The following is a 13,982-nucleotide window of genomic DNA, read 5'->3' on the forward strand; positions in this document are numbered from 1 at the left end:
TCAGAGAACCCGTCGGGTGTCGTCGGATGACGAAATGCGGGAGAAAGTGGAGTCGCCGGTCAGCCGACGTCTGGCCTCCTGTGCGCCGATCCGACTCGCCGCACCGACCTCGACGACGGGGAGCGCGAGCGGGCGTCGTGCCGGCAGCCCGACGTTCACCACCACGGCCGCGGGGTCGCGCTCAGCCGCCCGATCGACGAGTGACCGCTGCGCGGCGTCGGCATCGGGGCGGTCGAGCAGGATCACGGTGAGGCCCGGGGCGGCGACGGCCGCATCGAGCGCGGCATCCTGCTCCTCCGCGCCGGCACGAGCCACATCGACGCGGCCCCGATGTCCGTCGGCGGCGAGCACCTCGACCACGTGCGCGGAGGCGCTGTCGACCGCGAGCGACGAGCGACGCCGCGCGTCGACGACAGCGAGCGCATCGGCATCCGCCGTCGCGCCGGTGACCGCCCGCGCGACGACGTCGGCCGCGTCGTACCCGAGGGGCGCCTGCGCCTCGGCGGCCCGCGCTCGCAGGGTCTCGGCGAGCGCCCGCACGCGGGCCGCGGCCTCCTCCACCCTGGCGCGGGTCAGCGAGCCGTCGCGCATCGCGGCGACGATCCCGTCACGCGCCTCGAGGAGATCGCGGTGATCCTGATCCGTCCGTGCCGCATCTCCGAGGTTGGTCGGGTTGCCGATGCACAGCAGATCGACTCCGGCCGCCAGCGCCTTCGCGGCCCCGCCGCCGATGCCCACGGTCTCGCGGATCGCCGCCATGTCGAGCGCATCCGAGATGATCACCCCGTCGAAGCCCCATCCGCGCAGCATGCCCAGCACGCGGGCATTGAGAGTCGCAGGTTCGTCACCCCATGCCGGCACGATGATGTGCGCCGTCATGACGGTGTCGACGCCGTCGGCGACCGCGGCGCGGAAGGGCTCGAGGTGCACCCGCTCGATCTCGTCGACGTCGAGGGTGATCTCCGGGAGGGCGTGGTGGGAGTCGAGGTGGGTGTCGCCGTGTCCGGGGAAATGCTTGATGCACGCGGCCACCCCGCCGCTCTGCAGCCCCTCGACCGCGGCGCGCACGTGACGCGACACGAGTGCAGGGTCGTCACCGAACGAGCGCACGCCGATCACCGGGTTCCGATGGTCGGTGTTGACGTCGGCCACCGGGCCGAGCACGACGTCGGCACCGACGGCAGCGACGCGTCGCGCCAATTCCGCGGCCGCGGCCCTGGTCGCGACGACGTCGTCGACGACCCCGAGCTGCGCGGCACCGGGCAGCGTCGAGCCCGTCGCGGACTCGAGGCGCGTGACGTTGCCGCCCTCCTCGTCGATCCCGATGAGCGCGTCGGGGTTCGCACGGCGGATGGACGCGCTGAGCTCCACCAGCCCCTCCCCCATGTTCTGGCCGAAGTACACGACCCCCGCGAGGCCGTCGCGCAGCTCGGCGAGCAGCCACTCCGGCGCCTCCGTGCCGAGGAAGCCCGGCCAGAGCACGCCGTTCGCGAGACGGGTGAGGTCGTCGCTCATCCCTTCACCGCACCCGCGACCATGCCCGCCGAGAGGCGGCGCTGGACGATCACGAAGAAGATCATGACCGGCAGGGTGATGATCGTCGACGCGGCCATGATGCTGCCCCAGTCGTTCGCGAACAGGCCGAAGAACGACTTCAGACCGATCGAGACCGTGTACTGGTCGGTCTGCGCACCGAGGATCGTCATGGCGAAGATGAACTCGTTCCATGCCGTGATGAAGCTGAAGATGCTCGTGGCGACGAGGCCCGGCATCACGAGCGGCAGCAGGATCGAGCGGAACATCCGCCACCAGCTCGCCCCGTCGATGTACGCGGCCTCCTCCAGCTCGACCGGGACCGCGGCGACGAAGCCGCGCAGCATCCAGATCCCGAAGGCGAGCGAGAGCGCGACGTACACGACCATCAGCCCCAGGATGCTGTTGAGCAGCCCGAGGCTCTTGACCTGCAGGAACAGCGGGATGACGAGCGCCTCGAGCGGCACCATCTGCACGACGAGGATCATCATGAGCACCGTGGTGCGGAACTTGAAGCGGAACCGTGCGACAGCGACGGCCGCGAGCAGGCAGACGAGGGCGCTCACGAGCACGGTGACGACCGCGACGATCGCCGAGTTGCGCAGGAAGGTGCCGAAACCGCCCTCCGTCAGCACGAAGGCGAAGTTGTCGAAGGTGAACTCCTGCGGCAGCAGGGACTGCCCGCCACTGGATGCCTTCGCGTCGAACGCGCTGGAGACCATCCAGTAGACGGGGAACAGCGTGAAGATCAGGACGGCCGCGACCGCGATCCCGGTGCCGATGCGGGAGCGGAGAGAGGCGCGGGGGTTCACAGCTCGTCCTCCTTCATGAGGGATCGGATGTACACGATGGTGATGCCGATCAGCACGAGGGTGAGCAGCACGGCGAGCGCGGCGCCGAAGCCGTAGCGGTTCTGACCGAACGACTCGACATATGACCAGACGCCGAGATTCAGGACCTGGCGGTTGCCCCCGCCGCCACCCGGCATGAGGTACACCTGCGCGAACACCTTGAAGTCCCAGATGGTCGACAGGATGATGACCACCGAGAACACGGGCTTGAGGGTCGGGAAGATGATCTTCCAGAAGCGCATCCAGGCGTTGGCGCCGTCGAGGGCGGCCGCTTCGAGCATCTCCTTCGAGACGCCGAGGAGCCCGGCGAGCACCGTGATCGCGACGAACGGGAACCCGTGGTGCACCACGTTGAGCAGCACGATCGCGTAGAACGACCACTGATTGGTGAACCAGTTCACCGGGTCGTCCATCAGCCCGAGGTCGCGCAGCACGCTGTTGAAGATGCCGCGATCCGCATCGAAGATGAACGTCCACACATAGGTTCCGGTGACGGCGGGCATCGCCCAGGCCACCATGATGCAGCTGGAGACGATGGTGCGCCATGCTGTGCCGAGCCGGGCCAGCAGCAGAGCGACCAGAGTGCCGACGGCGACCGTGACGAACACGGCCACGGCGGCGAAGCCCACGGTGTTCGGCAGGACGACCGTCCACAGGGTCGGATCGGTGAGCGCCTCGATGTAGTTCTGGAATCCGATCCAGTTGCTCTCGCCCGTGTTGATCTCACGGAGACCGTAGTCCTGCAGGGAGTACACGACCACCTGGATGAGCGGCCAGAGCATGAGCACCGCGAGGATCACGAGCCCGGGAGCGAGCAGGAGCCACGGGCGGGCCGTGATCAGCGAGAGACCTCGCCGGCGGGGCCGCCCGCCGGCCACGGAGGCGGAGCGGGGCTCCGTCTCCGTGGCCGGCAGCGGCGCGTGCACCATCGACATGAAGGGGTACGGCCTTACTTGTTGAGCAGGTCGGTCATCTCGGCCGCGGCATCCTTCGTCGCCGTGGCGACGTCCTTCTGCCCGCTGAGGATGGCCTGGATCATCGAGTTCGTCGTCTTCTTCGCCTGCACGGCGCCGAAGTTCGGGGTGACGGGCACGGATGCTCCACCCTCGACCATCTGCTGGGCGAACGGGGCGACCAGCGGGTCGGTCGAGGCGAGGGCCTCTTCCATCGCCGACTGGACTCCGGGGAAGTAGCCGGTCTCATCGGCCCACTTCTCGGCGAACTCGCCCGTGGTCATCAGCTTGACGAACTGCCACGAGAGCTCGGCGTTCTTGGTGGTGTTGAACACCGACAGGTGCGAGCCGCCGAGCACCGACGGAGCGATCCCGCCGTCCTCGCCCGGGATCACGGCCGCGCCGATCTTGCCGTCGAGCTCGGGGTTGGCCTCGATGAGAGCCTTGGGGGTCCACGAGCCCGAGAGCATCATGGCGACGTTGCCCTGGGTGAAGGAGTCGCGCAGGTCGGTCTCCTTCCACGTGGTGGCGCCGGCCGAAGAGAAACCGTGCTCGGTGGCGAGGCCCGTGTAGAACTCGATGCCCGCCTGCGACTGGTCGCTGTCGAGCTCGCTCGTCCACTTCTTACCGTCGAGGGTGGCGACCTCGCCGCCCGCACCCCAGACCCACGGGTAGACCTGGAACTCGGCGTCCCCGGCGACGGGGAAGGGCAGCATGTCGGGCTTGGCGGCCTTGATGGCCTCGCCCGCGGTGACGATGTCGTCCCACGTCTTCGGAGCCTCGAGGCCGAGTTCCTCGAACACGTCGGTGCGGTAGACGATCGAGCGCACGCCGGCGTACCAGGGCATGCCGTAGAGCTCGTCATCGTAGGTGCCGGCCACAGCCAGACCCTCGACGAGGTCGTCGCGCAGGCCCTTCTCGGCGTCGACGTACTCATCGAGCGGCTCGAGCGCACCCGCGTCCGCGAACTCCGCGGTCCAGGTGGTGCCGGTCTCGGCGATGTCCGGGGTGGTGCCGCCGGCGATCGAGGTCACGAAGCGGTCGTGGGCGTCGGCCCACTGGATCTCCTCGATCTTGACGGTCGCCCCGGTCTCCTCCTCGAATGCCGAGGACACCTCGTCGTAGAACGCGCTGGCGTCGGGGTTGGTGCCCTTCATGATCCAGACGGTGAGCTCCTGGCCCTCTCCGTCGACGGCTCCACCGTCGCCGGTTGCGCCACCGGCACAGGCCGCCAGGCCCAGGGTGGCCACAGCGCCGAGCGCCACGACCGGAAGAATGCGCTTGTGCATCAGGGTTCTCCTCTTTGAAACGTCCTGGCGGCATCGGGTGCCTACCACGTAGGAAAAAGTATTCACCACTAACTAATTCGCTGCAAGTTCTTCCCAGAAACGTCATGCGGCCGTAACATCGCCTCGCAGACCGGGCTCTGCCGCCCGCGGGGTCTGTCTGCAGGAGGAGTGAGGGAGCGCGTAGTCTCGGTTCATGGGCAGGACGCGAGCACGAGACACCGAGCATCCTCAGGCCCGTCTCGACCACGGCGGTCTCGCCCGGATCGTGCCCTCGGAGTTCACGACCGGGTTCGAACTCATCGTCGACGAGACGCCGCAGTCCCACGTCGACCTCGACGATCCCACCCACCTGCACTTCGAGTACATCGTGCGCATGGGCGCCGTGATCGACCAGCTCGCCGCCGGCCCCCTCACCGCCGTGCATCTCGGCGCCGGTGCACTCACCCTCCCCCGCTACATCGAGGCGACGCGACCGGGTTCCCGGCAGCAGGTCATCGAGCTCGAAGCACCCCTCGTCGCGCTCGTGCGCGAGAACCTGCCGCTCCCCCGCGGCGCCTCGATCCGGCTGCGGATCGGCGACGCCCGCGAGGGCATCGCCCGGCTGCCCTCCGCCCTCGTCGAGAGCTGCGACCTCGTGGTCTCGGACGTGTACTCCGGCGCCCAGACCCCCGCGCACCTGACCAGCATCGAGTTCTATCGCGAGCTCTCGGCGCTCCTCTCCCCCGGAGGCGTGCTGCTCGTCAACGTCGCTGACGGACCCGGCCTCGCGTTCGCTCGACGCCAGCTCGCGACCATCGCGGAGGTGCTGCCCGAGATCGCCGTGCTCGCCGACACCCAGGTGCTGAAGGGTCGCCACTTCGGCAATCTCGTCATGGCCGCCTCGTCCGCACCGCTGCCGACGGAATGGCTGCCGCGGATGCTGGCCGCCGGACCACATCCGGCCAAGATCGCCCAGGGCGCGGAGGCGCGGGCCTTCCTGCAGGGCGCACGCGTGGTGACCGACGCCGATGCCGTGCCCTCGCCCCGGCCCGACGCGTCGCTGTTCCTGCGCTGATCACAGCGGCAGAGACGATCTCCTCGCGGCCGTCTCGCCGGGCGGTCTCGCCGGTGTGTCTCGCCGGTGTGGGCGTGCCGACCCGACCAGACCGCCCGCGCGAGGCACACTGGAGTGAGGACGCTGCGGAAGGAGAGCAATGAGTTTCATCCAGGGTTATGACCCGGAGAGCCTTCGCGAGCTGGTCGACATCGGTGAGTGCTCGGCACGACTGAGCGAGATCGAGGGCCAGCGCAGCCTTCCGGCGCTGCTGGAGCGCGTGTGGCTGCTGAAGGTCCTCGATCGCCTGGACGAGGCTCTGCCGCTCGCCGACGAGGCCGTGCGCCAGTCGCGCATGGCCGGCACGCGCAAGGACGTCCTGCGCGCCCGCGTGCTGCACGCCACCATCCTCCAGTACCGCGGGGCGCACGCCGCCGCGGAGCAGGAGCTCTCCACCTGCGCGGCCGAGGCCGAGGGGCAGCGGTGGCTGTCGATCGCGGCCTTCGCCTACCACCACCACGGCAAGAACGCGTATGAGGCCGGGGACTTCGAGACTGCGCGCGAGAGCTTCAAGCAGTCGCTCTTCCTCCGCCGCGAGGCCGGTGCGGAGGATCGGGAGCTCGAGACCGTGCTGCTCGCGATCGAAGCCGCCGAACGGCGTCGCACCGCACAGCTCGTCGCAGGCTGACGCCCGCTGCGCTCCCATGTCGGTGGCATGGCTTAGCCTGATCGCATGGCGGAACTTGACCGGGTGCGCGTCTGGGGCGACGCACTGATCACGCTGCATCTCGACACGAGCTGGTCGTTCGACTTCGACCACGCCAAGCGCCGAGCAGGGCAGTGCGACTACACGAAGAAGCGGATCACGGTGTCGCGTTACCTGGCCGCGCGGTTCGACGACGATGAGATCCATCAGGTGCTTCTGCACGAGGTCGCGCACGCCATCGCCGGTCACGAAGCGGCTCATGGTCCTGCGTGGAAGCGCGTGGCCCGCGACCTCGGATACGTCGGTGGCACCACCCATCACGGCGAGACCGCTGTGGAACTGGCGCCGTGGGTCGGCCGTTGCCCCTCCGGGCACGTCACCTATCGGCACCGCCGTCCGACGCGGGCGACGTCCTGCGCCCGATGCTCACGGTCGTATGACGCGCGCTACGTGTTCGAGTGGACGCGCCGCGAGATCACGGCCGACACCCGGCTCGCCGCTCAGATGTCCCGCTGAGCGCGCGTCGGCACGTGCCGCGTCGCCCCCCGCGCGGTCGCGGGGAGCCGGCGGGCGGCGTCCGGTGGCGGCGTCGGGCGGGGGCGGCGTCGGGCGAGCGGCGTAACGGTCCGAGCCAGCCGGGGTCAAAAACGCACGGCGCCATCCCTTTTCGGATGCGGAAGTGACCCCGCACCCCGGAGCGGATGCGCAAGTGACCCCGCACCCCATCCGGATGCGGAAGTGACCCCGCATGTGTCACCGCTCGCACTCTCGTCGCCGCCCGATCCTGCCGGGGTCAAAAACACACCGCACCACGCCATTTCGGATGCGCAATCGACCCCGCACCCCAGCGCAGATGCGGAAGTGACCCCGCACGCCAGCGCGGATGCGGAAGTGACCCCGCATACGTTAGCTCGCACCCTCGTCGCCGCCCGATCCGGCCGGGGTCAAAAACGCACCGCACCAGGCCATTTCGGATGCGCAATCGACCCCGCACCCGAGCGCAGGTGCGGAATCGACCCCGCACCCCATCCGGATGCGCAATCGACCCCGCATGCGTCAGCGCCCGCATCCTCGCCGCCGCCCGAACCGGCCGGGGTCAAAAGCACACCGCACCAGGCAATTTCGGATGCGCAATCGACCCCGCACCCGAGCGCAGGTGCGCAACCGACCCCGCACCCCAGCGCGGATGCGGAAGTGACCCCGCACGCGTCAGCGCGCGCGGTCGTCGTCGTTCGGGTCGGACGGCGCCGCCGCATCCGCGACGCGCCCGGCGCGGGACGCCGATGCGGTCTCCGCACCGGACGCGGGGTCGACGTCCATCGTGTCGTCCGTGGGTGCGACATCCGTGCGACCGGCACGACGACGCAGGAACGCCGCCAACACGCGCCAGCCGAGCAGGAACACGGCCAGCACGAGGGTCGCAACGATGATGAAGGCGATCTGCGCGGTGTCCCCGGAGACCACGCGAAGAAGGAGCCCCCCGACGACGGTCACAGCCCATGCCACCGCGCCCCAGGCCAGGGACCACGGGCGACGCGGGCGCGCAGGCAGCAGCGCGGCGACGAGGTGGCCGAGCAGCAGCGCGACGAGGAAGGGCCAGGCCGTGAGCAGGAACCCACCGGGGTCCTCCTCGTGCGAGGCGCGGCCGATCACGGCGAACACGAGCACCAGGACGGCATCGAGGATGAGTGCGGGAACGTACCTCATGCCACGACCCTACGTCGCGCCGGCCGGATCCGGTGTCGACGGTGCGGCCTGTTGCCGACGGGACCATCCCGGCGAGGACGCTCCCGCCCGCCTCACTCGAACGCGGCGAAGACACCCTCGCGCAGGATCGGCACCACGTCGAGCGCGTCGACCTGCGCGGCCTCGGCGGTCGACGCCGGGACGACCCCCGCCGCCCGCATGCGATCGGTCGCGGCGACGCCATCGGCGAGCTCCCGAGCCGAACCGCTCGCTCCGATGAGGTGTCGCAGCGCCCGCGACAGGGCGCGGAAGCCCTCGGCGGCGACCGCGGCATCCGGTGCGGTGTGATCGATGCCCAGGTCGGTCAGCGCGGAGATCACGGCGCCCGCTCCGAGCTGGTCCTCGACGGCGAAGCGGAGCACGCCGGAGGAGTCCGCCTCGCCCGCGGCGATCACCGCGACGGAGGTGCGCGCCTGCCTGCGCTCCTGCAGGGTGGCCACGGCCCTGGCGACGGCGGAGGCGTTGCGCAGACTCCCCACCAGGACGACGGGAGCATCACCGGTGCCCGCCTGTGCGGCGCGGGAATCGTCACGGGCGCGCGCGGCGACCGCGGCTCCGTTGCGAGACCAGTTCACGGCATCGTCGAGCGCCACCGTGGTGCCGGATGCGACGGCATCCGCCACGCTCGAGGAGAACCGCAGCACATCGACCACCACGACGACATCGGCCGGAGCGAGACGTTCGAGCCCCTCGACGCCCCAGTCGAGGCGCACCTGATACGTGGACTGATCGAACGCAGACGGCATCCCTCCAGCCTAGGGCGAGGCATGCGCGGCGATGCCCCGGATGACCTCGTGGGTCACCCGGGGCATCGGATGCGGTCAGTCGGCGGCGAGCGCCTCGACCGGCGCGACCCGCGTGGCGAGCCGCGTCGGTGTCGCAGCCGCGACCAGGGTCAGCACCGCCGTGGCGACGACGATGATGGCGACGGGAATCCACGGCACGTGCGGGGCGACGAGCCCGGCGGGGGTGAAGTCCGGCAGGGTCGGCGTCGAGCCGAGCAGCGACTGCGCGGCGATCCATCCGTAGACCACTCCCAGCACGAGCCCCGTCAGCGTCGCCGCGACGGTGATGTGCGTGGCCTCGAGCAGCACCATGCGGCGCACCTGAGAGTTGGAGAGCCCGATGGAACGCAGCAGTCCCAGCTCTCGGCGACGCTGCACGACCCCGATGGTCAGCAGATTCACCAGCCCGACGGCGGCGATCACCGCGGAGACGGCGACGAGCACCATCATCACGGCGGCGAAGGCGTCGAACGGCGCGAAGAACTCCGGGGGCGTCTCCCCCTCGACCTGGGTGATCAGCATCTGCTTGACCGACTCCAGCGCGACGGCGAACATCGTGACGAGAGTGACCCCCATGACCACGCCGATCGCCATGCGCGACGACCGCTCGGGGTAACGCAGCGCGTTCTCGGCGGCGAGCCGTGCGGTGGCGCTCGACCCGAACATGCGACCGACGAGTCGCAGCACCGGCGGCATGAACAGCACGGCGCCGAGCGCGAGACCCGTGAACGACAGCAGACCGCCGACGAAGGCGATCACCACGCCGGCGGGACTCACCAGTCCTGCCACCACTCCCCCCGCCAGCAGCAGCGAGCCGGCGATCAGCAGCACCCAGGCGCCGACGTGACGACTGCGGCGCGAGACCTCCTCATGGGTGCGCTCCACCGAGCCGCCGATCGCCTGCAGCGGTGTGACCGCGAGAACCCGCCGCGATCCCACCCACGCGGCGGCCCAGGTGGTGAGCGCGACACCGATCGCCGGCAGCGCGATGGCGGGCTGACCGAGGGAGAACCCCTCCGGCACGTTCTCGATCAGCTGTCCTCCGATCCCCACGCCGACCGCGGCGATCCCGAGCCCCGCCGCGAGCCCCAGGACGGCGCCGATGAGACCGACGACGAGCCCCTGTCGACCGACCTCCGAGCGCTGCGACCGGGCGGTCGCGCCGATGAGCCTCATCAGCGCGATCTGGCGGGTGCGGCCCGCGATGATGGTCGAGAACGTGTTGGCGGTCACGATCGCCGCGACATACATCGCGACAGCGGTGAGCAGCACCGACAGCAGACCGATGACCACCGCGAGGGTCTCGCTCCCCCCGATGAACGGATCGGCCTGCAGCACCGCGCCGATGTACGTCGTCGTCTCGACGAGCACCACTCCGAATGCCGCCGAGAGCGCCGCGACGAGCACGCTCGCCCCCATGCCCCGATCCCGCAGCCAGGCCAGACGGGGTCCTGTCGCCGCTGTCTGCGGGACGACGGCCCTCGTCGCCGACTCCATCACGGCGCTCATGCCGACACCTCCGCCGCCAGCATGTACGCGGAGATCTCCTCGGCGCTCTGGCGCGGATGGTCGGCGACGATGCGACCGTCGCCGAGGAAGAGCACCCGGTCCGCGTGGCTGGCCGCGATCGCGTCGTGCGTCACCATCGCGATGGACTGGCCGTGCTCGCGGCTCGCGGTCGCCAGCAGCTGCAGGACCTCGCGCCCCGTCTTCGAGTCGAGGTTGCCGGTGGGCTCGTCGGCGAAGACCAGGTCGGGGGCGGTCGCGAGCGCCCGTGCGATGGCCACCCGCTGCTGCTGACCGCCGGACAGCTGGTGCGGGCGGTGCTGCAGCCGGGAGCCGAGCCCGAGGGTCTCGATGAGCCCGTCGATCCGGGCCTTCTCGATCGCACTCGGGCGACGGCCGTCGAGCTCGAACGGCAGCATGATGTTGCCGAGAGCCGTCAGGGTGGGGACGAGGTTGAACGCCTGGAAGATGAAGCCGACGCGACGCCGACGCAGGATGGTCAGGTCGAGGTCGGCGAGTCCGGTGATCTCGGTGTCGCCGATCCATGCGCGTCCGCTGGTCGGGGTGTCGAGCCCCGCCATGATGTGCATGAGCGTGGACTTGCCGGATCCCGATGGCCCCATGATGGCGGTGAACTGCCCGCGGCGGATGCCGACGCTGACGTCGTCCAGCGCACGGACGGTGCCCTCACCGGAGCCGTAGGTCTTCTCGAGGTGCTGGACGCGGGCTGCGAGCCCGAGGTCGGTGGTCGTGATCTCCATGTCATCGACGCTACGGAGCAGGGCCGCGACCCCGCATCGCCCGGGCGGAGCATCCGTGTACATCTGCAGGATGATCCGGATGCACCCGGAGGTGCCCCGGGAACGGGACTCAGGCGAGTCCGTGCTCGAAGGCGAAGACCACCAGCTGCACGCGATCGCGCAGGCTCAGCTTGGCCAGGATCCGGCTGATGTGCGTCTTCACCGTCGCCTCGCTGAGGTACTCGCGGGCCGCGATCTCGGCGTTCGAGAGGCCCCTCGCCGCGAGGGCGAAGATCTCCCGCTCGCGATCGGTGAGCGCTGCGAACTGCGGCGGCACGGGCTTGGGCGCCTCGGAGAAGTGCTCGAACAGCTCCCGGGTGGCCGACGCGGCGATCACGCTCGACCCGGAGTGCACGGTGCGGATCGCCGCGAGGAGGAACTCGGGGTCGGCATCCTTCAGCAGGAAGCCGCTGGCACCTTGACGGATCGCCCGGGCGGCCGCCTCGTCGAGGTCGAACGTGGTGAGCATGACGATCCGGGGCGGCTCGGGCCGCGAGAGGATCTCCGCCGTCGCCGTGAGACCGTCCATGACCGGCATCCTGATGTCCATCAGCACGACGTCGGGACGGGTCCTGGACACCACCTCGAGCCCCTCACGTCCGTCTCCGGCCTCGCCGACGACATCGATGTCGGGCTGCGAGGCGAGCAGCATGCGGATGCCGGCGCGGAACAGCGCCTGATCATCGACGAGGACGACCTTGATCATGCGATTTCTCCGATCGGGAGCGAGGCACGCACCACGAACCGGGTGCCCTCGCGCTCCGCCTGAAGGCTACCGCCGACGAGCTGGGCACGTTCGCGCATGCCGATCACTCCGTGCCCTCCGCTGCTCGACGAGAGCTCGCGACCGACCGTGTTGCGCACGTCGATGTCGACGCGATCGGGAAGCCATGCGAGGTGCACGTCGACGGCGCCGTCGCCGTGCCGGATGGCGTTGGTGAGCGCCTCCTGCAGAATGCGGTACACGGCGAGCTGGATCGCCCCCGGCGGCTCGCCCGGCGGGGTGGGGTCGACGGTGATGCGCGGCTCGATGCCCGCCTGACGCACCTGGGCGAACAGCGCCTCGAGGTCGGCGAGCGTCGGCTGCGGCCCTTCGCCCTGACGATGGCGCAGCTGGGTGAGCAGCAGGCGCACGTCGCTGAGCGCGGATCGCGCGGTCTGGGCGATGGTGCCCAGCGCCTCGGTGGCCATCTCGGGCTTCGCCGCGGCGGCGTACCGCGCACCGTCGGCCTGGGCGATGACCACGGCGAGGGAATGCGCCACGATGTCGTGCATGTCGCGAGCGATGCGCACGCGCTCTTGCTCCTCGGCCGCGAGGGATTCCGCCTGCAGCTGCGCGGAACGGGTGCGGCGGGCTCGCAGCACCACCCGCCACAGCAGACCGCACACCCAGGCGAACCCGAGGGCGAGGATCGAGAGCACGAGGAGCAGAGTGCCGAAGGTCAGCTGATCCCAGCCGCTGGACCCGGAGCCGACACCCGTGACGGCCACCATGTACACGGCGGCGACGAGGCCGCCGAAGAGCGCCGAGCCGAACCCCCACCAGAGCACGGCACGCGAGCCCCAGGCCGCCGTCGCGTAGAGCACCAGCAGGATCCCGAGATCGAGAGGGAGCGGACCGAGGCTCGCCGACATCTGGACGATCGCACCCGCCCAGGCGGCGACGAGGGCGAGAGCGGGGGCGAGCCGGCCGATCGCGACACCGCCGCACATCAGGAGCCCGGCCACGACGACCGCGACGACCGAGGCGCCGCTGGCGGTCGCGCTGCCCGTCCCCGGCCCGTAGAAGGCGACGGAGAACGGGGTGAGGACGACGAAGAGCAGCGCCGCCCCGACGATGTCGAGCACGAGCGCCGTGCGGGAGAGCGGGCGGATCACTCCCCCACGCTACGCGGCCACGGAGGCGTCCCGCATCCGCCTGCAGATGTATCCCACGGGTCAGGCGCGCGCGATGATCTCTCCGTGCGGCACGAGATACCAGCCGTCTCCGTCGTCGGCCCAGCGCGTCCACGCCTCGCTGATCGCCCGCAGGTCGGCACCTGTCGCCATCTCGCTGTCGACGAGCTGCCGGGCGAGCGCGGACTCGAGGATGCGGTCTGCCCACATGCCACCCCACCAGGCACGGTCCTCCGGCGTCGCATAGGTCCACGTGGAGCTGGTCGCCGTGACATCGTCGAATCCGGCGGCCCGCGCCCAGGCGAGCAGGCGGCGGCCCGCGTCGGGTTCGCCGCCGTTCGCTCGTGCCGCGCGCCGATAGAGGTCGAGCCAGCGGTCGAGCTCCGGAAGCATCGGGAACCAGAGGAAGCCCGCGTAGTCGGCGTCCCGCGCGGCGACCACTCCGCCCGCCACCGTGACTCGACGCATCTCCCGGAGCGCCTGCACCGGGTCGCCGACGTGCTGCAGCACCTGGTGCGTGTGCACGACGTCGAAGCTGTCGTCGGCGAAGCTCAGGGAGTGCACGTCCTCGACGGAGAAGTCGAGGTTCGTGAGCCCTCTGCTCATCGCGAGGGCGCGCGACAGCGAGAGGGCGCCCTCATCGATCTCGGTCGCCGTCACATGACCGACCACACCGGCGAAATCGACCGTGATGCTGCCCGGGCCTGCTCCGACGTCGAGAAGTCGCATGCCGGCCCCGAGATGCGGCCGCAGATACTCCGCCGAGTTCGCGATCGTGCGAGTGCTGTGCGAGCGGAGGACGGTGGCGTGATGTCCGTGCGTGTAGGTGGCCATGCCCCAGTCTCGCAGCAGCTCCCGGAGCGCACCGAATCGACCCCCGACGG

At 70.3% G+C, this 13,982-nt stretch carries 14 protein-coding genes; 3 read left to right on the forward strand and 11 right to left on the reverse strand.

The window, feature by feature from the left end; genetic code table 11:
• The 4 genes from FQ142_RS13455 to FQ142_RS13470 are packed head-to-tail and all read right to left on the reverse strand — an operon-like array spanning position 1 to position 4,626.
• A complete protein-coding gene (locus FQ142_RS13455; RefSeq protein WP_149423705.1) occupies positions 1–1,515 on the reverse strand; it encodes a glycoside hydrolase family 3 protein in 1,515 nt (504 codons plus the stop codon).
• Positions 1,512–2,345 (reverse strand): carbohydrate ABC transporter permease, encoded by an 834-nt coding sequence (locus tag FQ142_RS13460; RefSeq protein ID WP_149423706.1) that lies wholly within the window; start codon positions 2,343–2,345, stop codon positions 1,512–1,514. The genes FQ142_RS13455 and FQ142_RS13460 overlap by 4 nt, the downstream gene beginning before the upstream one ends.
• Positions 2,342–3,319 (reverse strand): carbohydrate ABC transporter permease, encoded by a 978-nt coding sequence (locus FQ142_RS13465; RefSeq protein ID WP_149423707.1) that lies wholly within the window; start codon positions 3,317–3,319, stop codon positions 2,342–2,344. Before FQ142_RS13465 ends, FQ142_RS13460 begins: the two co-directional genes overlap by 4 nt.
• A 14-nt stretch (positions 3,320–3,333) precedes the next feature.
• The gene (locus FQ142_RS13470; protein WP_149423708.1) at positions 3,334–4,626 is read right to left on the reverse strand and encodes a sugar ABC transporter substrate-binding protein; all 1,293 of its coding nucleotides are present in this window, start codon (positions 4,624–4,626) and stop codon (positions 3,334–3,336) included.
• 193 nt (positions 4,627–4,819) lie between these two features.
• Between FQ142_RS13470 and FQ142_RS13475 the strand changes: the two genes are divergently transcribed.
• The 3 genes from FQ142_RS13475 (at position 4,820) to FQ142_RS13485 (ending at position 6,881) form a co-directional block, all read left to right on the forward strand.
• Positions 4,820–5,680, forward strand: coding sequence for a spermidine synthase (locus tag FQ142_RS13475; protein ID WP_149423709.1), 861 nt, complete (start codon positions 4,820–4,822; stop codon positions 5,678–5,680).
• 139 nt (positions 5,681–5,819) lie between these two features.
• Positions 5,820–6,347 carry a hypothetical protein gene (locus FQ142_RS13480; protein WP_045254706.1) on the forward strand — a complete coding sequence of 176 codons (528 nt, stop codon included), beginning with the start codon at positions 5,820–5,822 and terminating at the stop codon, positions 6,345–6,347.
• 45 nt (positions 6,348–6,392) lie between these two features.
• A complete protein-coding gene (locus FQ142_RS13485; protein ID WP_056412423.1) occupies positions 6,393–6,881 on the forward strand; it encodes a SprT-like domain-containing protein in 489 nt (162 codons plus the stop codon).
• A 693-nt stretch (positions 6,882–7,574) separates the two neighbouring features.
• Here FQ142_RS13485 and FQ142_RS13490 read toward each other — a convergent pair.
• From FQ142_RS13490 to FQ142_RS13520, 7 genes are all read right to left on the reverse strand, one after another.
• The gene (locus FQ142_RS13490; RefSeq protein WP_149423710.1) at positions 7,575–8,072 is read right to left on the reverse strand and encodes a DUF3054 domain-containing protein; all 498 of its coding nucleotides are present in this window, start codon (positions 8,070–8,072) and stop codon (positions 7,575–7,577) included.
• Positions 8,073–8,164: 92 nt separating this feature from the next.
• Complete coding sequence (locus FQ142_RS13495) at positions 8,165–8,857, reverse strand: 2-phosphosulfolactate phosphatase (protein WP_149423711.1); 693 nt, start codon at positions 8,855–8,857, stop codon at positions 8,165–8,167.
• 75 nt (positions 8,858–8,932) lie between these two features.
• Positions 8,933–10,405 carry an ABC transporter permease gene (locus FQ142_RS13500; RefSeq protein WP_149423712.1) on the reverse strand — a complete coding sequence of 491 codons (1,473 nt, stop codon included), beginning with the start codon at positions 10,403–10,405 and terminating at the stop codon, positions 8,933–8,935.
• Entirely contained in the window at positions 10,402–11,163 is a 762-nt protein-coding gene (locus tag FQ142_RS13505) for an ABC transporter ATP-binding protein (protein WP_056412434.1), read from the reverse strand. The genes FQ142_RS13500 and FQ142_RS13505 overlap by 4 nt, the downstream gene beginning before the upstream one ends.
• A 109-nt stretch (positions 11,164–11,272) precedes the next feature.
• Positions 11,273–11,908 carry a response regulator gene (locus FQ142_RS13510; protein WP_056412437.1) on the reverse strand — a complete coding sequence of 212 codons (636 nt, stop codon included), beginning with the start codon at positions 11,906–11,908 and terminating at the stop codon, positions 11,273–11,275.
• A complete protein-coding gene (locus FQ142_RS13515; RefSeq protein WP_149423713.1) occupies positions 11,905–13,080 on the reverse strand; it encodes a histidine kinase in 1,176 nt (391 codons plus the stop codon). Before FQ142_RS13515 ends, FQ142_RS13510 begins: the two co-directional genes overlap by 4 nt.
• Positions 13,081–13,140: 60 nt before the next feature.
• A complete protein-coding gene (locus tag FQ142_RS13520) occupies positions 13,141–13,932 on the reverse strand; it encodes a class I SAM-dependent methyltransferase (protein ID WP_149423714.1) in 792 nt (263 codons plus the stop codon).
• Between the last annotated feature and the right edge of the window lie 50 nt (positions 13,933–13,982).

This window comes from Microbacterium sp. ANT_H45B, from assembly GCF_008369345.1.
Lineage (GTDB): Bacteria > Actinomycetota > Actinomycetes > Actinomycetales > Microbacteriaceae > Microbacterium.